11 protein-coding genes are annotated in these 18,993 nt (G+C 52.1%); all 11 read right to left on the bottom strand.

The window, feature by feature from the left end:
* Positions 1 to 224: 224 nt before the first annotated feature.
* Complete coding sequence (bglX, locus tag ACW9SV_RS03860; RefSeq protein WP_479555417.1) at positions 225 to 2,615, bottom strand: beta-glucosidase BglX; 2,391 nt, start codon at positions 2,613 to 2,615, stop codon at positions 225 to 227.
* A gap of 218 nt (positions 2,616 to 2,833) precedes the next feature.
* Positions 2,834 to 4,594, bottom strand: coding sequence for a family 43 glycosylhydrolase (locus ACW9SV_RS03855; protein ID WP_479555416.1), 1,761 nt, complete (start codon positions 4,592 to 4,594; stop codon positions 2,834 to 2,836).
* A complete protein-coding gene (locus tag ACW9SV_RS03850) occupies positions 4,591 to 5,931 on the bottom strand; it encodes a glucoamylase family protein (RefSeq protein ID WP_479555415.1) in 1,341 nt (446 codons plus the stop codon). The genes ACW9SV_RS03855 and ACW9SV_RS03850 overlap by 4 nt, the downstream gene beginning before the upstream one ends.
* A 48-nt stretch (positions 5,932 to 5,979) precedes the next feature.
* Positions 5,980 to 7,602 (bottom strand): glucoamylase family protein, encoded by a 1,623-nt coding sequence (locus ACW9SV_RS03845; RefSeq protein WP_479555414.1) that lies wholly within the window; start codon positions 7,600 to 7,602, stop codon positions 5,980 to 5,982.
* Positions 7,603 to 7,763: 161 nt separating this feature from the next.
* Positions 7,764 to 9,230 carry a RagB/SusD family nutrient uptake outer membrane protein gene (locus ACW9SV_RS03840; protein WP_479555413.1) on the bottom strand — a complete coding sequence of 489 codons (1,467 nt, stop codon included), beginning with the start codon at positions 9,228 to 9,230 and terminating at the stop codon, positions 7,764 to 7,766.
* Positions 9,231 to 9,243: 13 nt separating this feature from the next.
* A complete protein-coding gene (locus tag ACW9SV_RS03835) occupies positions 9,244 to 12,285 on the bottom strand; it encodes a SusC/RagA family TonB-linked outer membrane protein (protein WP_479555412.1) in 3,042 nt (1,013 codons plus the stop codon).
* A gap of 808 nt (positions 12,286 to 13,093) precedes the next feature.
* Complete coding sequence (locus ACW9SV_RS03830) at positions 13,094 to 15,928, bottom strand: ligand-binding sensor domain-containing protein (RefSeq protein ID WP_479555411.1); 2,835 nt, start codon at positions 15,926 to 15,928, stop codon at positions 13,094 to 13,096.
* A 436-nt stretch (positions 15,929 to 16,364) separates the two neighbouring features.
* Positions 16,365 to 17,471: an ACR3 family arsenite efflux transporter gene (gene arsB, locus ACW9SV_RS03825; protein ID WP_479555410.1), complete on the bottom strand. Its 1,107-nt coding sequence runs from the start codon at positions 17,469 to 17,471 to the stop codon at positions 16,365 to 16,367.
* Positions 17,472 to 17,586: 115 nt separating this feature from the next.
* Positions 17,587 to 18,024, bottom strand: coding sequence for an arsenate reductase ArsC (locus tag ACW9SV_RS03820; protein ID WP_479555409.1), 438 nt, complete (start codon positions 18,022 to 18,024; stop codon positions 17,587 to 17,589).
* A gap of 31 nt (positions 18,025 to 18,055) precedes the next feature.
* A complete protein-coding gene (locus ACW9SV_RS03815; RefSeq protein WP_479555408.1) occupies positions 18,056 to 18,622 on the bottom strand; it encodes a DUF6428 family protein in 567 nt (188 codons plus the stop codon).
* Positions 18,623 to 18,658: 36 nt separating this feature from the next.
* A complete protein-coding gene (locus ACW9SV_RS03810; RefSeq protein ID WP_479555407.1) occupies positions 18,659 to 18,991 on the bottom strand; it encodes an ArsR/SmtB family transcription factor in 333 nt (110 codons plus the stop codon).
* Positions 18,992 to 18,993: the final 2 nt, after the last annotated feature.

The following is an 18,993-nucleotide window of genomic DNA, read 5'->3' as shown; positions in this document are numbered from 1 at the left end:
TGCTTCACTCTTGTGTAGAGCGAGGGTTTAGGGACTCTTTTAAAAAAAGCCTGCCTAATATGTCCTGCGTGTATTCCCCGGGAGGTGCAAAGGATCTGGCGGAGAAAGGGACAATTTCCGGTGAAAGGGCTGTGTTACTTGAAGACTAAAACGTATTTAGGGGCTGCTTCCCGGAAAACAGCCCCTAAACCCAATTGGGTCTTTCTACCAAGTTCCGTTCCCGGTTACGGATTCCCCGCTGCTGCTCCCGAAGACGTTAGCGTGAAAGGCGCGGACTTCACGTCACGTGAGTTGGGGCCCACGTACACGATGAAATCGCCGGGCTCCGCCACGTACTTCATGTTGATGTCGTAGAACTTGAGGTCGTTCTCAGTGAGGGTGAAGGTTACGGTTTGGGTTTCGCCTTTCTTGAGAAACACCTTCTTGAAGTTCTTCAATTCTTTTACTGGCCGGGAGACGGTGCCCACCAGATCCTGCACGTACAACTGCACCACTTCCTCGCCGTCATAGTTGCCAGTATTCTGCACCTGTACGCTCACCGTCAGGTTGCCGCCCGGTTGCAGATTGGCGGTGCTCAAGGTAGGGGCCGAGATAGAGAAGGTGGTGTAGCTCAACCCAAACCCGAAGGGATATAGCGGATCATTGGACACATCCAGGTAGCGCGATTTGTACTTGTCCAGTTGTTGCCCACCGTACGGACGCCCAGTCATTTTCTGGTTATAGTAGATAGGCACCTGCCCCACGCTCTGAGGGAACGTGGCCGTTATCTTCCCGGATGGATTGTAGTTGCCGAACAGTACATCGGCAATGGCGTTGCCGCCCTCAGTGCCGGCGAACCAAGTTTCTAAAATGGCATCGGCATTGTCATTTTCCCATTTCAGGACTAAGGGCCGGCCATTCATAAGGACTATCACCAGCGGCTTACCCGTGGCTTTCAAGGCTTTCAGCAAATCTAATTGGCGACCCGGCAACGTGATATCGGAACGGCTGGAGGCCTCACCGGTCATACCCTGCGATTCACCTACTACGGCAACCACCACGTCTGCTTTGCGAGCGGCCTGCACGGCTTCCCGGATCATAGCTTCCGCGGATCGTTTGTCTATTTCGATGTTGCCTCCGTGGGCGTTCAGGCGGCGCAGCATGAGCGTGTCATCCGCGATATTGGCACCTTTGGCGTAGGTGATTTTCAAGCCCGGCCCGGCCACGTTCCGGATGCCTTGCTCTACTGAGATGGCTTGTTTCCAGTCGCCGGCGCCGTTCCAGTTGCCCAGTTGGTCTACCTGGCTTTTTACCAAAGGGCCTATCAGTGCAATAGAAGCGGTTTTCTTAAGCGGCAAGGTCTGGTTCTGGTTTTTCAGCAGCACCATGGTGCGGCGGGCAATGTCACGGGCGGCATCGCGGTACTCTTTTTTCAATAAGGTTTCTTTGGCGCGCTGCTCGTTCGCGTAGCGGTACGGGTCTTCAAACAAGCCCAGTTTGTACTTGGCCTCCAGGATGCGGCGGCAGGCGACGTTGATCTGGTCCTCGGTCACTTTTTTGTCCCGCACCAGCTGGCCCAGGTGTTTCAGGAAGACCTCGCCCACCATGTCCATGTCAATACCGGCATCCAGGGCCACTTTGGCTACTTCGTACTCGTTTTTGCCCAGGCCGTGTGGGATCAATTCATTGATGGCCGTGTAGTCGGTGACCACCATTCCGTCGAAGCCCCATTGGTTCCGGAGCAGTTCGGTCATGAGCCAGCGGTTACCAGTGGCAGCAACGCCGTTGATGTCGTTGAAGGAGGACATGACGCTGCCTGCGCCTGCATCCAGTGCGGCTTTGTAGGGCGGTAGGTATTCCTCCATCATGCGGCGCTCGCTCATGTCGGTGGTGTTGTAGTCGCGCCCCGCCTCAGCTGCACCGTACAAGGCAAAGTGCTTCACGCAGGCCATCACCGTGTTGTTAGCAGCCAGGTCATCTCCCTGATAGCCGCGCACCATGGCTTTGCCCACCTGAGAGCCCAACCAGGTGTCTTCGCCGGCCCCCTCGGCTATGCGGCCCCAACGCGGATCACGGGCGATGTCTACCATGGGTGAGAAGACCCAGTTCAAACCGTCGGCCGAGGCCTCGTCGGCGGCGATGCGGGCGCTGCGCTCAATGGCGGCTAAGTCCCAGGAGGCGGCTAGGGCAATGGGCATCGGGAAAATGGTGCGGTGCCCGTGGATCACGTCGTACCCGAACAGGAGCGGGATCTTAAGCCGTGATTGGGTGATGGCTTTCTCCTGCAGTTTGCGCACGGCAATGGGCGTAAAGGTGTTGAACACGCCGCCCACCAGACCTTTGGTGATGTTCTCGTCCACGTTCTCGCTCACCACCGGCCCTGTCACGGTAAAGCCCACTGACACCAGATTGAGCTGCCCGATCTTCTCCTCCAGCGTCATCTTGGCCATGAGGTCATCAATGAACTTCTTCATTTTGGGGTCCTGCGGTCGGTTAGGAATAGGGTTAGTGGCTGCGGCCGCAGGTTGGTTTTGTCCAGTGCCGGTGGAGGCGGTTTCCGGTGTTTTCTGCGGGGGCATCTGCGTGCAGCTTCCACTTATGAGCAGGATCAAAGCAAGGGTAAAATTTCTCATCATTCGCGCGTGTTTAGTGGCTTCTAATGGTATTTTCTCATATTCTTTGGCGGCCAGCCGATGACTTCTCACCGGAGAAATCTAGCCTGCCGTTCTGGGTTTGTTTTGGTAAATCAGCCTCGAAACGGAGCTGTACTCCAAGCCCTTTTTACCTGCTGGTTAACCTGATTCTGGGAGTGATGTTTTAAAGCAGTTTTGCTGAAATCGGCTCTGAAACACCACTACTTAGATTCTATCACTTTGCTTCTGGTGGAGACGCCGTTTTCATTGATGGCCTCAATCTGGAAGTAGTAGGGCAGTTCCTTGTCCATGCCCTTGAAGTAGTACTCGCCACCGCCATGCACCATGATGCAGTTGTACAGCTTGTCCGGCGCCACGCCCGTGTAGAGGTTGTAGGCGTAAGCATCGCTCACCTGCGACCATTTGATCCAGGCGCTGCGTTTGTCTTTTTCGGTGCGCAGAATGGTGAGGTCTTTCACCGCCTGGGGCTTTTTGCCGTTGCCGTTGCCAAATACCCTGAACCCGCTGATGGCGAATTTGCCGGTGGGCATGTGCAGGTTCTCCAGCTTGAGGTAACGCGCCTGCACCGGTTTGTCCAGCTCAATGTAGTCATGCGGCACATCGGTTTTATTCTGGCTTTTGTCTACCAGCACTTTCCAGGTTTTGCCGTCCAAGGAACTGTACAGCTTGTACTGGTGGTAGATGTTCGTTTGCTTGCCCAGGAAAGTCACGTCTTGGTCGGCGTAGTTGAGTTGGATGGCGTTCACGGTGCTGGTTTGGCCCAGATCGGTCTGGATCCATTCGCCTTTGTTTCCGGTGGCGGCGCTCCAATACGTTTTGATGCTCTCGTCTACGGCGTAGTTGGGCGCGTAGGCCGCCAGCGTAGAGGAAACCGTCACGGGTTTGTTGTAGTTGAGGAGCATCCAACCAGTGAAGCGGCTCTTAAGGTGATCAGAAGGGCCATTGGGCAGGTAATGCGGATAATCCCCGAAGGTGGTGTTGCAATACATGACTCCGTCTTTGTCAAAACCCGCGGGCCACACGCCCAAGCGTCGCTCAAAGTTGTTTTTCACCGAGAGCACCACCGTGGAGACGTGCCACCAGTTGCCCCATTTGTCTTTAAAGGAGTTGCCATGCCCGGCCCCACGCGCGAAACCACCGGGCTTGTACGCGAACGGATTGTGTGCCTGCGGTTTGAACGGCCCCAGCGGACTGTCGCCCACCTGCACGCCATCGGCGTAGCCGCTGAATTCAGTGCCCGGCGCGCCGTACTGCAGGTAATACTTGCCGTTATGCTTGTCCATCCAGGCGCCTTCCATGAACGGGTCCAGGAAGGTGTTGTCCAGGTACTCTCCGAAACGCTGCCAGCCAAACCGCTCGTGGTTCAGCCCGATCATCTCCTTTTTCTCGCCGATGGGTTCAAAGGTCTTCCGGTTGATCTCGATGCCGTACATGGGGTACACGTTGCTGCTGCCCCAGTAGAGGTACAGGCGGTTGTCATCGTCCAGGAAAAAGGCGGGGTCCCAGGCACCCACCTGGAACGGCTCCACGGCCTCTTTCCACTGGTTGGCCTTGGGGTTGGTGCTCATCCAGAGCGGGAAGTTTTTCTCGTGCGTAGACCCGAACACCAGCAAGGTATCGCCCAGCACGAACACCGCCGGGGCGCACAGGTCATCATAGACTTTGTGGTGCGGCTTCAGGAAAGACTTGGAGACGAAGTTCCAGTTGTAGAGGTTGTTGCTCCACCAGTATCCCCACTGGTTTGTGGAAAACAGGTAATAATCGCCTTTGTACATGACAATGACCGGATCTGCGGTGGCGCGGTGCTTGCCCGCCTCCGTGAAGTGCGGGATGGGCGTGTAGCCGTAATCCAGGTTCATGGGATTGCAGTAGGTGCGCTGCGGTTTGGGCTGGCCGGTTGCAGGTAGGTGCATGGCCCAGACGAAGAGAAGGAGGAGCAGAAGGTTGGTTACTATTTTCATTTGCTCGCGTTTACGGGTACCTGTGGACTCTCAAAACCCAGTTTCCGGAGGCCGTTCTGCATATCGGGGATGCTCATGAACAGTTTCCAGAGCAGGCCGGTTCGGTGGTTCTCAATCATGACGATGATAGGCCCCTGGTCGATGGCCAGGTGCGAGTTGGCGTACCAGTTGTGGTGCTCGCTGAAGGCATCCACGAAGCCGTACTCAGTCCAGGTTTTATCGCCCAAATTGTCATAGAAATACCTCATCGCTTTCATGGAATACTCCGGCGTGTAGGGGAACGAAGACAGGGCCGCAGTGGGAGTGATCACGCCCAGGTCCTCGGTGGGCGAGTGGGCGGCGTAGCCCCGGTAGCTGTCGCTAGCGGTGAGGCCCCAGGAGTTCTCTGAGTAGCCTTTGTACTTCTTGGGATTTTCAATGCAATAGGCCCGGTTGATGAGCGTGTGGCGTTTGTTCTGCTCCCAGTAATCGGCGTATTGGTCTTTTAGGCCTCTTGGATCTAGCCCTAAAAAGGAATAATGGGCGAAAAACAGTGGTCCACCATAATCAAAGCCCAAGGGCAGTTTGATGCCGTAGAACTCACGGTCATTGCGGAAGTAGCTGTTGGTAGCCCAGCCCTGGTGATATACCTGCGGACTGATGCTGAAGCGCGGCGAGGAAGCCGCCAGTACGTAGGTAATCAGCCCCTCATTCCAGCCACGGAGTTGATGGTTCATGCTCCAGCCGTTGTTGGGGCTCCAGTGCCAGTACAGCACGTTCTGGCCGCCTTGGGTGTGCCAGTTCCATTCAATGCCTTCCCACATCCAGAGAATCTTGTTGCGCACTTGGCTCTCGGTAGGATTGTCTCCGGTGAAGTATTGGCGGGCGCAGAGTAGGCCCTGAAACAGGAAAGAAGTTTCCACCAGGTCGCCACCGTCGTCTTTGGGGCTGAACCGGATCACTTTGCCGGTCTCGCCGTTGAGCCAGTGCGGGAACACACCGTGGAACTGATCGGCTTTCCAGAGAAAATTCACGATTTTGAGCATCCGCTCGGCGGCTTGTTGGCGGGTGATCCATTTGCGTTCCGCAGCCACAATGATGCCCATCACCCCGAAGCCGGTGCCCCCGGTGGTCACTACTTCGCCGCCATAGTCAAAGGCCACGTTGCTGCGCTCGCGGGCCATACCGCTCACCGGGTGCCCAAAGTCCCAGAAATACCGGAAAGTCTGCCGCTGCACCAGTTCCATGAGCTGTTCATCGGAGAGGTTTTTGGGGCGTTTCACGGTGCCTTTCTTCTGGGCGTTTACGCAGCCGCAGAAGAGAATCAAAATAAGTGCTATGGTGTAGAATTGCTTCATAGTTCGTTATTTGGTGGTGTGCCGTTCTGTTTTTGGTCTCCTTTCCCATTAACGCGCATAAATCTTCAGCTCTTTGTTAAGGGTGCCGCTTTTGAGTCTGAGTTTATAAGGGCCAGGAGGCAGCATGGTCCCGAAATTGACTTTGTACTGCCCAGCGGCTTTGGTTTCATTGTTCCAAAAAGTGTCAAGGGTAGTTCCGTCCGGATCCTCCAGGGTCAACAACATTGGGCCTGCCTCTTTCACCGCCACATCTATCTGGTAAGCATCAGCATCGGGGTGCTTTTGTAAATCGTACTGACTGCTTCTTACTTCCGGGATGGCCAGGTAGAAACCGGTTTCATAGACAGGTTTTGTGATGCCAGCCTTGGTCAAGCCGGCCTGGATTTCGGGCAGATTGGTGAAAAGACCCCATAAAAGCCCGGTGCGATAGTTCTCAATCATGGCCACGATGGGTCCCTGGTCAATGGCTAGGTAGTCTCTGCCTACCCAGGTCCGAGATTTATTATAGGCATCATAAGGCCCGTACGTCCCGATCATCTGCTGACTTAAGCCGCCATACAGATAACGCAGCACCTGCATGGAGTAATAGGGCGTGTAAGGGAAAGAACTGAGTGCGGCGGTAGGTGTAACGGTGCCGTTGTCATTGGTTGGGCTGTGGGCCGAGTAGCCGAATGGATCATCAGAAGCCGTCAAACCCCACAAGCTTTCAGAATAGCCGTAGTCCTTTGGCGCCAGATGGATGCTGTAAGAGCGGTTGATGAGCGTGTGCTTTACGTTATGCTGCCAATAGCTCACGTACTGATCCTGCATCTGCCGCGGATCTAAGCTCAGAAACGAATAATGGGCGAAAAACAGCGGTCCGCCGTAACCCGGTCCAATCTCCAGTTTATAACCTTCCAAGGTCTGGCTGTTCCGGAAACTGCTGCCAATCCAGGAGGTCTGGTAAACCGCCGGAGAGATGGCATGGGTAGGGGAGGCGAGCGCCAGCAGGTACGCAATCAATCCCTCGTTCCAGCCCTGGATGGGCATGTTCATCTCCCAACCGAAATCGGGGCTCCAGTGCCAGTACAGTTTGTTGTCGCCGCGGGAGGCGTACCAGTCCCATTCCACGGTTTCCCATAGTTGGGTGATCTTGTTGCGCAGCTCGGTTTCCTGGGCATCGGTGCCGTTGAAGTAAGCCCGGGCAGTAAGCAGTCCGTTCACCAAAAAGGCGGTTTCTATCACATCGCCGCCGTTGTCTTTGGCGCTGAAAGGAATCACTTTGCCGGTGGTACCATTAAGCCAGTGCGGCCAAACCCCATGGAACCGGTCTGCTGAGGCAAGGAAGTTGCAAAGTTTCAACAGGCGTTCGGTAGCTTCCTGTCGCGTGATGAACTTGCGGTGCACGCCCACAATAATAGCTTGTACGCCGAAACCTGTGCCGCCGCTGGTGACCGTTTCATTGGAATTGGTTCTTTCCCGCGCCATGCCTGAAGTTGGGTGCGCGTACTTCCAGAAGTAGTTGAACGTTTCCCGCTGCACGCGGTCCAGTAACTCCCTATCAGGGGCCACATTTGTTGGATTCTCCGGCGGGAGCCCGGTGGAGCCATCAGGTTCGGTTTTGCCTAAATCGCAGCCGAAGGCAAGCCAGCTTAGCAAAGCACAAAAGAAGTAAACCGTTAGTTTTGTCATTGGGGGCGTGGCATAGTTGCTGGTGGAGGTTTCTGCCGGACAGTAAGTTGAGGCAGCTTTGCTTTTAAGCCGTTTTTATAAAACACAGCCCAAAACACCAAGAAACAGGAAGGAAAGACCGGGACTTTCTGCCCCGGCCCTTTACCTGATCCTAATTCAAATCAATAGCCTGGGTTTTGCTCCAGTTTTCCGCCGCTGAGCGTGATCTGGTTCTGCGGAATCGGGAACACCTCGTTTTTACCGGCTGTAAAATTCTTTCCGTGTGCCCGCAACACCTGCGCTGCGCGACCTTGGCGTACCAGGTCATAAAAACGCTCGCCATTCTCCAGGGCCAGTTCCACGCGGCGCTCGTGCCAGATGCGCATGCGCATGTCCTCTTTAGAGGTGAAAGTGACCGGGTCCAGGCCGGCTCTCTCTCTGACCATGTTCAAAGAGCTTTCGGCTTTGCCGGTTTGGCCTAATTCATTCGCCGCTTCAGCGTGCATGAGCAGCACCTCAGCTAAGCGCAGAATCCGAATGTTCTGGTCCTTGCCATACCCGCAGACCTGGGTCACGGTGGAAGGCACGTACGCCTTTTGGTTGTAGCGCGGGTTAGGGACAGTGGACTTGATTACATCTCCCTCCGGCGTGGTTTCCCCGCGGTACAGGATAGTGGCCTCTTTGCGTTCATCACCGGGTTCAAAGGCTGCTTCCAAGTCCTCGGTAGGGATGAAGAAGCCCCAACCAAATTGCTCCCGCACGCCTTGTACCTCTGCCCACTGGCTGTTAGAGGCATCACAGTTGCCGGGTATGGTTTGGGCCTGAATCTCGAAAATGGATTCGCTGTTGTTTTCGCCCGCAATTCTGAAAATTTGATAATAATCGGGAACCAGGCTATACCCCATCGCCATGACCTGCTCGGTCAAGGAGAGAACATCTGCCCACTCGGCCTGGTAGAGTTTTGCCTTGGCTAACATGCCCAGAGCGGCTCCTTTGGTAGCCCGGCCAATGTCTGCGGCCCCGTAAGCGACGGGCAAAACTGCGGCGGCATCGGTCAGGTCCTGTTCAATAAAAGCGTAGGTTTCTTCACGGGTGGCCCTGGCGGGGTTCAGTTCTTCAGGTGTTTCGGGCACTTTGCTAACAATGGGTACGCCACCAAACGCCCTCACTAGGTTGAAATAATGATAGGCCCGTAAGAACTTGGCTTCGGCCAGAAGGCGGGTTTTTAGAGCTTCGTCCATTTCAATGTCTGGCACGTTGTCCAGTACCCGGTTGGTCAGGTTGATGCCTTGGTATTGCCCTACCCAGTAGCCATTTAATTGCCCTTCGGTAGGGGTGACGGTGAAATTGTCATACAAATTCATAAAGCCCGCATCACCGGGTACGCTGCCCTTGTCAGCGTCATCTGAAGTGACAGTGGTCAAAGCCAGATGGGCAAAGGCAATGTTATTCCATTCCCGCAGGTTGCCGTAGATGGAGTTTACCGCCTGTAAAGCATGAGCTTGGGTTTGGAAAAATTGGGATTCTACTGCCTGTCCCTCTGGCGGAACATCCAGAAAATCGTCGCTGCAAGAGTAAAAAACACCAAACGTCAAGGCTCCTGCCAGCAGCCAAAACTTATGCTTCTTCTGATATAATTTATTTTTCATGGTCTTTGTCTGTTTAGAAGGTGACATTTACGCCTAGGTTGTAAGTGGCTGAGAGTGGGTAAACGTTGCGGTCAATGCCGTAACTAACTGGTGAAGGACCTCCCACTTCTGGCGAAAAGCCGTTGTAATCAAAGATGGTAAGCGGGTTCTGCGCGTTCAGGAAGATTCTGAGTCCTTGCATTTTCAACCGACTGATGGTTGTAGCGGGGAAAGTATAGCCTAGTTGCAGGTTCCGAATCCGGATGTAGTCTCCGCTTTCCACGTAAAAACTGTTAGGGTCCAGGTTGGAGCCGGTCAAGTCGGCAGAGGGGTAGGTGTTAGACGTGCCGGGCCCTCTCCAACGATTGTCATAGAAGTCCTGGTCGTAATTCTCGTTTCCGAAACGGATGTTCCGGTTCCCGTTATAGATGTCAACATCTGCCACGCCTTGGATATCCAGCTGCAGGTCTATGTTTTTATACGTGAAGCTGGTGTTGATGCCGTACAGAATGCCCGGATTAGGATTGCCCAACACCGCTTTGTCTCGTTCATCAATGGTGTTGTCTCCGTTCAGGTCCCGGTACCGGAAATCACCGGCAGAGGCGTCGGGTTGGGCGGACTCGTCTGCTTCCACATCGCTTTGGAAAATTCCGTCAACTATGTAACCGTAGAAAGATCCAATAGGAAGGCCTACCCGTGAAATAGTGGAAAAGTATCCGCCAAGGCCTAAGTCACCAGCAGCCAAGGAGGTGTTGCCTGTAGCCAAGCCAATTACTTCGTTCTTGTTTTTGGCAAAATTCACTCCAATGCTATAAGAGAAGTCGTTGCCTATGTTGGTGTTCCAACGAGCCGCAAGTTCAATGCCTCGGTTTCTGAACGTAGCGTAATTACCTGTGATGGTACTGTTCTCAGCGCCGGCAGTACCAATTAACGGGATGGTGAAAACACCATTTTCTGTTTCCTTATTGTACCAGTCTGCCTCAAAGGTTAACCGGTTGTTTAGGAAGGCAAACTCTACCCCAATGTCTGTTTCTTTTACTACCTCCCAAAGTAGGGTGGGTGGTGGGACGTAAGTAACGTTGCTACCAGAGTTTGGTATCCCGTTAAAGAAAGCAATGTACCTGGGTAAATTAGAGACTGGAGTTGACGTGATGTTAGGCTGTACGTTGTTGTTGCCCAATTTGCCCCAACTGGCCCGCAGTTTCAGGAAGTTGATGACTTCTTGGTTTTGCATGAAGGATTCTTCTGATAGTACCCAACCTAAACCAATAGAAGGGAAGTAGTCATACTGGTCGCTTTTGGGGTACTTAGAGGAGCCATCATATCGGAGGGTTGCCGTCAACAAGTATTTTCCCATGAAAGAGTAATTAATCCGTCCGAAATAAGACAAGAACTTCTCTCTTCCTGCTGAATTAAAAGCTCTTAGGGTTGTCTGATTACCGTTTTCTAGATATAGATTGGCCTCAGTCTCATAGGTGACACCTTCCACAGTACCTCCTAAAGTCTCATTGAATGCCTCCTGCGAAGATGTACCAGCTAGCACGGTAAGTTCATGATCTCCAAACGTCTTCTGGAAAGTAAGAGTGTTTTCCCATAGCCAACTATTGGCTTTACTTCTGCTTCTCCTTAAAAAGCTCGTTTCTGACTTTTGAATTGTGGTCAAAGAGTCTTCAGATCTGAAGTTCCTGAACTCGTTGATCCCGTAATCTAGGCCAAGGCTGGTCCGGAAAGTGAATGCATCAAGGAAATTCCATTCGCCAAAGGCATTACCAGTTAGCCGTTGGCCATTTGAACGTTGATTATACCAATCTAATGAAGCCTGCGGGTTGGCAAAGTTACCAATAGGAAAGTTTGCGGGGTCTCCATAGAATCCATTTGGTTTTCTTACTGGTACAATGGGAGGTAAAACAAAGGCTTCGTAGAAGATACTACCAGGTATGTCTCTGGACTTGAATCCATAAAATATACCACTATACCCTACTTTTATTCTGCTGGAAAGATTCAAGTCTTGTTGAGCGCGGGCGGTGATCCGCTCATATTTGTGACCTTCCACAATGCCTTCCTGGTTCAGGTAGCCAGCGCTTACGCTGTAGGTCATTTTCTCAGTACCGCCAGACGCAGATACCTGGTGGTTGTTGATCATGGCCGTGCGCAGGATCTGGTCATACCAATCGGTGTTTGGCAGGTTGGGAGTAAGCGTATTAGGGGCATTTTTCTCATTGTACAACTCGGTATACTCACGGGCATCGGTCATTTCCAACTTATTGGTTACCCGTTGCACGCCCACAAACCCGTTGTAATTGATTCTGGACTGACCAGCCTTTCCCCGCTTGGTAGTCACAATCACTACCCCGTTGGCCGCCCTGATACCGTAGATGGAGGCACTGGAGGCATCTTTCAGGATCTCCATGGACTCTATATCGGCAGGGTTCAGGAAGCTCAGATCAGACACGAAGGTTCCGTCTACCACATACAGCGGTTCTACCCCACCCTGAGCGGAGCCCACACCCCGCACCCTGATCTGCGGAGAAGCGCCCGGTGCTCCAGAGTTGGTTACCTGAACTCCGGCCACTTTCCCCTGAATGGAGCTGACCGGGTTCTGTGATGATTGGCGTTCAAACTCCTGGCTTTTAACAGAAGAAATAGAGCCGGTCACGTCGCGTTTCTGTTGTGTACCATACCCTACCACCACTACTTCTTCCAGTGCCTCGGCATCTGACGCCAGATTCACATTGATAGTGGTTTGGTCTCCCACCGCTACCTCTTTCGTTACATAGCCAATGTAAGAGAACACAAGGGTGCCGGTGTTGCCAGTTACCGGAATAGAGTAGGTTCCACTGGCATCAGTAGCAGTGGCGGTGGTGGTGCCTCTCAATACCACCGATACGCCAATAAGCGGAGCGGTGCCGTCACCGGTAACTGTACCAGTGATGGTTCTTTGCTGGGCGGCTGCCTGCCCTATGCTCAAAGAAAGGAAGGCTACCACCAGCACCAACCAGGAAGAGGCCTTCCTTAGTTGCCATTGGTGAAGCCAGCTTTGAGAGGCCAACTGTTTTTTAGGTAAAAAGTTTGTCATAGGAGAAGGATTAGAGGTTAGAGAAAAGCTGGGATTAGAAAGTGTTTCATAGATGTATGCATCTAGGATATGGTTCTAGTTAGCTGGGCTAAAAGTCAAGACATAAATCATCAAAGTCTAAAAAGTCACCTCAACAACACTACATCATTTATAGAAATGGCAATAGGTGGGAGAAAAACGGCCTTATGGCTAATAAATCACTATTTATGTGTAGTGGTATATACGATTTTTGTAAAGAGTGTAGGCCTGAGTGGGCCTTATGAGAGGTAATGATGTAGTGTTTTTGGTTATTTTTTCCAGATCACCTAGGCTAAGTGATATAGAGGGAGCAACGTGTGGGGTAAACACTTATGTAGGAACAGGAGAAAAGGAAGGCTCAAGACTAAATAACCTCCTACCTAGACGGATAATCTGTAAAGAAGACCTGTGCTGAAGAGGAAAAAGAACGGCTGGTGAAAGAAGTTGAGCAGTGGAGAAGAGGTAGATTGGCCTGAGAAATTTGCTTATAGGTAGGGCTATTACATAAAGTAAATTCAAGCGATAAGGCTACTTTGAGTCTACTTTTGCTAAAAGAGAGTAGAATCAGCTTGGAGATTTAAGGCCGGAGGTATTAGGATTGAAGGTTCATGACCTTTGTCCGCTATGCTTAAAACAACGAGCCGAAAGACTAATTCTTTAGACTTGAGCGTACCATGAAAAGATAGCCCCAAGCGTTTCAGGTCTGTATTTGAAATTACAGGCCTGAAACGCTTGGGGCTTATTGCAAAAGGAATGATGCTCAGTCTAAGTTCTCACGAAGTTTGGAGGATTACACTTCCATGAGAAACTCTACCAGGTTGCGCTCATGGTCCAGGTTCAGTTTTTTGCGCAGCCGGTATCGCCTGATTTCCACGCCCCGCAAGGTGATGCTCAGCAGAGAGGCAATCTCTTTGCTGTTCATGTTCATCCGGAGGTACGCGCATAGTTTCAGATCATTGGGCGTAAGTTCGGTATGGCGGCATTTCAGTTTCTTGAAGTAGTTTTCGTGTGCTTCGTTGAAACTAGACTCAAAGAGATTCCAGTCATAATCTTCGGTCATGCCTTCCTTGATTACTTTCTGGATGCGCTTAAGTTGGTCATCGCCCAGTTTTTTGCCCCCTTGATCCTTCAACTGCAAGATCTCCTCCCTGATGTTATGCAGAAGCTCATTTTTAGAGACAATGTTCAGAGCAGAGTTGGCCAGTTCGCGGCTTTTGGCGGCCAGTTCAGACTGCAACTGCTCGTTCCTCAACTTGATCAGCTTTTGTTCATTGATAATGGCCTCTTGCCGGAGATACTCCTCTTTTTCCTTTTCCAGCCGGAGCCTGATGCGTTCTTTGTCTTTCTGCAACTTAAGCAGGTAAAGGTGCCGGAAGAGGAGCAGAAGCAAAACCCCCACCACCGCGTAACCGAAGAATGCCCAAAAAGTAGCGTACCACGGCGGAGCCACTGAAAACGAGAAAGAGGTAACAGGGGACACGGCCTCGTTGTCAATTCTGGCTTGTACCCGCAGTGTGTAAGAACCCTGCGACAGGTTGATGAACTCCTTCTGCGGGATGTTACTCCACTCAGACCACTTCTGCGAATATCCTTCCAGTAGGTACCTGAACTGCGGTTTGGCCTGGCTGTAATACGGCAGCGAATAGGCAATACTGATGCTGTTTTTACTGTAAGGAATCTCTATGGCCCGGTCTCCCCGCTCGGTGAGAAGGACAGAGTCATCCAGGCTGTTCTGCACTCTTCGGATGAGGACGGGAGGCAGGGCTTTTTTCCGGTGAGGCTGTACCTCGGTGTTGTAGACCACAAAGCCGTCATCAATGCTGATAAGGTAAATAGAGTTGCTGATGCGGCTGATGTTCTCATAATACTGCACCATGCGCCCGTTGAGCATACTGAACGGACTGGAACTGATCTCCAGAGTGCCTGGGCGGGCCAGGTTTGCCAAGGCCACTTTGCCGTGGTTGATAAACCAGTACTTTTCACCGGCGGCTTTGATGATGCGGTTAGAGGATGCGAAGGAACCTAGTTTCCTGTTCAGCTGGGTGTACCTAGAGAAGCGGTCGCTTATCTCGTCGTAGATATAAAACCCGACGTCTGAGGAGAACACGATACGGCTATCCAGCTTGAAAACATTGATTTGGTAATCTTTGGGCAGGCCGTGGGCTTTTCCGTAGTGCCGGGTGCTTTTAACCTGGCTCAGGTCACTGCTTAACGCCAGGCGGTAAAGCCCTTTGTACGCGTGGCTCACCCAAATGTGCCCCGAGTTGTCTTGCTCCACGTACCTGGAGGGCTCACCAAAACCTTTCACCTGGTGCGAGAGAACCCAGTTTCCGGCCGCGTCTTTCTTGTAAAGCACCAAGCCCGTGTAGGTGCCCTGTACCAGCATGTCGGGGTGAGAAGCCAGGCGTTTAAGGGTCCAACCTCCTTTGAAATCGGATATCTTTTTGATCTGGTCTCCCTCTACCCTAAAGGTGCCCTCATTGTGTCCGCAAAGCAACTGTCCGTCTAGCAGAGCCAGTTCCCAGACCTGCCCCTGGGAGCCTTCTATTATCTTGAAGTCAAACGATTGGTAGGGCCGCGTACTCCCAGACGACCACTCACTGAAGAAAAGCCCTTGGTTGGTGCCCAGGTAAATCTTGCCCTTGTGGATAATGCTGGAATACACCGTCCCGAATTTCCCGGTCTTGTCAAAGTAGAAATAGAGTGGGGAGTTCACCTCTATGCGGTCAACGCCATTGTCTAGCCCCGTCCATAGGTTCTGGTCCTGGTCTGAAAACAGGCTCAAAACCGTGTTGTTCTGCAAGCCAATAGGTTTGTTTACCTGGTGCACAATATTGCCCTGCTTATCCAGGATGACCACGCCGTTAAGGATGGTGCCAAAAGCCAGGTAATTGTTCTGCAAAACTGCTCCATTGTTCAGCTGATTGGCTTTCAGGAACCCGGTGGCTTGGGTAGGCCACGGAGCTACTTCTGTCCCGTTCAGGAGGAACAGCCCATCTTTAGCGGTGCCAATCACATACTTGTCCTGGCTTAGGGGAAGTACCGAATGGATGCCTGAGAGGGCTTCGGTGCCGGGGAGGGGGAGAAGGCTGCCGTTCTTCAGCTCATAAAGCCCTTTAGAGATCACCTCCACAAAATACCGGTCATTGGCTTTGAGTAGGAAGAGGAAAGGATTTGGCGCTTTCACCACCTGTATCTTTCCCTGCTGGTACAGGTAGATGGTAGAGAACGACTGAAAGAAAACCCGGTCTTTTTCTACGTAGATTTTCCAGATTTCATCTTTGAGGGTGTTCTTCTTGGGGATGAGGTGCGTGAGCGAGTGGTAAACCAATTTTCCCTGCTTGTTGTGGTGCCAGTAGCCCATTTCCCCGAACCCACCGGCGTACACCCGGCCCTGCTGGTCAGCGGCAACTGCCCGCACAATGACCTTGTTGGGCATGGGGTAGGTCTGCCAGAATTGCCCATCAAAAGCCAGCAGCCCCTCCGAGTTGCCGAAGTACATGACCCGGTCTTTGCCCTGGGTGATAGACCAGTTTTGGTTGCCCGCCTGGTAAAGTGCTTTGGTGTAGTTCTGGACAAGCGGGAAACTGGCGTTCTGCCCCATCTGGGCCGACGCAATCCCCATGCAACACCACATCGTCCAAACCAGCACCCAACAGATTTTACTTATCCCTCTCATGCATGGAAACATTTGAAATGATAAAGTGCCCTGGCCCACCTTTTTGAACGAGGTGCCCTGCGAAGGCTGACGGAACTTGCCTGTAAAACTCATGATTCTAATTCATTTTTGAAAAAGAGGAAGCAATGCAGGAAAGTGGCAGCCAAAACAGGAAAGCAGGCTGAACTTACTCCTTAATTTCTTATTTATTTCCCAAATTTTAAAAGATTGAAAAGAAAATAAGCATTGTAAGACACTCTCTGGTCAGCTTTTAGATAAAGGCTGGCTGTTGCTTTCGGGCTACTTTGCGGAAAAGAGGCCAAAAGAAAAAAGAAGCGCCTGTTCACGGGTAACAGACGCTTCTCCAAGATAAAAGCATAATTAGCTTATTAAACCTAGGGTGTTAGGCGGTAGGCTTTGCTTTTTCGGCCGCGGGCGCAGAGGTAAGCAAAGGCTCAGTGCCGTAGTACTTTCTTCTGAACCGGTACGCCACGTTTACCAAGCCAATCAAGGCGGGTACCTCAATGAGCGGACCCACCACTCCGGCAAAGGCTTGGCCTGAGTTAAGTCCAAAGACCCCAATAGCCACGGCAATGGCTAATTCAAAGTTGTTACCGGTTGCGGTAAACGCCACCGATGCATTCTGGGCGTAATTGGCGCCTAGGGCTTTGCCCATAAAAATGCTGGCCAGAAACATGACCCCAAAATAGATCACCAATGGAACCGCAATACGCAGCACATCCAGCGGAATCCGGATAATTAAATTCCCTTTGAGGCTGAACATGACCACTATGGTAAACAACAAGGCAATGAGCGTAATGGGGCTAATGGCCGGAATAAACTTCTGGGTGTACCAATCATCACCTTTAAGCTTGCGCAGGATAAGCCGGGAGAGGAACCCTAGCAGAAACGGAATGCCCAGGTAAATGAAGACGCTCTCGGCAATGGCGCCCATGCTGATGTTCACTACCTTGCCCTCTAGGCCAAACCAGGTAGGCAGTACCGTGATGAACACAAAGGCAAAGACACTGTAGAACAATACCTGAAAGATGCTGTTGAAAGCCACCAAGCCGGCGGCGTATTCCCGGTCTCCCTCGGCCAGTTCGTTCCACACCAACACCATGGCAATGCAACGGGCCAGCCCAATCAGGATAATGCCCACCATGTACTCCGGGTAGTCCCGCAGAAAGAGGATCGCCAGCAAGAACATGAGAACGGGCCCGATAACCCAGTTGAGTACCAACGACAGCGTAATCACTTTCACGTTCTCAAAGACTCGGCCCAACTGCTCATATTTCACCTTGGCCAGCGGCGGATACATCATCAGGATCAACCCAATGGCAATGGGCACATTCACGGTGCCAGTCTGGAAGGAGTTGATGAACGCTTCGGTGCCCGGGTAAAGGTACCCGAGAAGAACGCCTGCCCCCATGGCCACGAAAATCCAGACGGTAAGGAAACGGTCAAGGGTAGAAAGCCTCTTCCTTTTATCAACATTGCATTGGCTCATATGCTTAATTCATTTTATAATTGGTTAACTTCTGTTGTTTTCTAGCCTCTTTTCTTTAAAACAAGCCTGAAACAGAAGTAGTCGCTTCGTGAATTGTTGTGGCGAGTAGCGTTCCTCAAGTTGTTCCCTGCAGGTATTTTACCAGGTGTTCTTCTGCAAACTGCTGGCTGAACTGCTTGATTTGATCCCTTACCTGGTGGAAAGCCGCGGTAATCTCCTCCTCAGTGCCCTGAGCTTTCGCCGGATCGGGGAAGTTGTGGTGGATACGCACTGCATTGGTAGGGAAGAAGGGGCAGTTCTCCTGGGCATGGTCGCAGACGGTGATCACGTAGTCAAAAGGCACCTCACGGTATTCGTCTATGTGGTTAGAGGTGTGGCTTGAAATATCAATCCCGTCGGCCGCCATAGCCGCCACAGCCCTGGGGTTCACCCCGTGAGTTTCAATGCCGGCACTGTAGATGTTGGCTTGCCCTTGGGCAAAGTGACGGAGATAGCCTTCGGCTAACTGGCTGCGGCAAGAGTTGCCGGTGCAGAGAACGAGTACGTTTTTCATGTGATTTCTGGAAAGTAGATGTAATCTAGGTTTAGCAGCAACCCGAGCCGGGCGTACAGCTACTCCCTTGGATGGAAGTCAAGTCTATGAATTGCAGCTTGGGTTTTTCGGCCACGGGAGCGCAGCATTCCTCACCAGACGCCGTAGTGCCGCAGCTTCCGCCGCGTTCAACGGCTTTGCATTTGGTGGCATCGGGGGTGAGTGAAACTACCAGGTTGCCATTAGTAGCGGTAAACGCCGCTGGGTACATCTGGCGAGTGTCAAACTGTGCATTCCCGAACTCAATTTTCACAATGCCCAGCGGGTTCAGGGGCAGAACTTTCTCCACCACCTCTATGATGGAAAGGGCCTTGCTGACCGGCATAGCCTGTTGGTCACTGCCTTGGAAAGGCTCCCAAACTTGTACAATGATCTCGGTCCAGCTGTTCATCTGGCCACCGCAGTCCACCGATACGATGGGTGCTTGTTTGATTTCGGTGATATGGAAAGACGCATCTACCCACTGGTCCTGGGCATATTGAAATTGCAGGGGAAGTGCTGGGTTTTGCTGCAACTCGGCTTTGAATTCCTGCCAGGTAAGTAAATTGGTATGGTTCATTTGATTGCAATGTTACGATGGATTGAAGTAAATTTTTTAGCAGCATTGGTCCTGGCAAGCCACTGGGGTGGAGAACAGGTGGAAGAAGATGTCACGTACCTCTTCCCATTTCTTCTGGTCAATGCAGTAGCAGATGCTGGTGCCTTCCACAGTGCCTTTGATCAGGCCCACTGCTTTCAATTCTTTCAGGTGCTGTGACACGGTGGCTTGGGCTAAGGGCAGTTCACTCACCAAATCGCCGCAGATACAGGCCTGTTTTTTCAAAAGGCACTGCAAAATGGCAATGCGGGCCGGGTGCGCCAATGCCTTGGCATAAGCCGCCATCTGGTTCTGTTCACCGGTGAAGTGCTGTGTTTTGGTTACTCCCATGA

It is taken from the genome of Rufibacter sp. JT20002 (assembly GCF_056491185.1).
The sequence above is the reverse complement of the archived record's forward strand: the minus strand, read 5'-3'. Positions and strand labels throughout refer to the sequence as shown.

Bases quoted from the DNA above. Each gene is read 5' to 3' on its own strand.
- bglX (WP_479555417.1), bottom strand. From the start codon at position 2,615: ATGATGAGAAATTTTACCCTTGCTTTGATCCTGCTCATAAGTGGAAGC.
- ACW9SV_RS03855 (WP_479555416.1), bottom strand. From the start codon at position 4,594: ATGAAAATAGTAACCAACCTTCTGCTCCTCCTTCTCTTCGTCTGGGCC.
- ACW9SV_RS03850 (WP_479555415.1), bottom strand. From the start codon at position 5,931: ATGAAGCAATTCTACACCATAGCACTTATTTTGATTCTCTTCTGCGGC.
- ACW9SV_RS03845 (WP_479555414.1), bottom strand. From the start codon at position 7,602: ATGACAAAACTAACGGTTTACTTCTTTTGTGCTTTGCTAAGCTGGCTT.
- ACW9SV_RS03840 (WP_479555413.1), bottom strand. From the start codon at position 9,230: ATGAAAAATAAATTATATCAGAAGAAGCATAAGTTTTGGCTGCTGGCA.
- ACW9SV_RS03835 (WP_479555412.1), bottom strand. From the start codon at position 12,285: ATGACAAACTTTTTACCTAAAAAACAGTTGGCCTCTCAAAGCTGGCTT.
- ACW9SV_RS03830 (WP_479555411.1), bottom strand. From the start codon at position 15,928: ATGGGGATTGCGTCGGCCCAGATGGGGCAGAACGCCAGTTTCCCGCTT.
- arsB (WP_479555410.1), bottom strand. From the start codon at position 17,471: ATGAGCCAATGCAATGTTGATAAAAGGAAGAGGCTTTCTACCCTTGAC.
- ACW9SV_RS03820 (WP_479555409.1), bottom strand. From the start codon at position 18,024: ATGAAAAACGTACTCGTTCTCTGCACCGGCAACTCTTGCCGCAGCCAG.
- ACW9SV_RS03815 (WP_479555408.1), bottom strand. From the start codon at position 18,622: ATGAACCATACCAATTTACTTACCTGGCAGGAATTCAAAGCCGAGTTG.
- ACW9SV_RS03810 (WP_479555407.1), bottom strand. From the start codon at position 18,991: ATGGGAGTAACCAAAACACAGCACTTCACCGGTGAACAGAACCAGATG.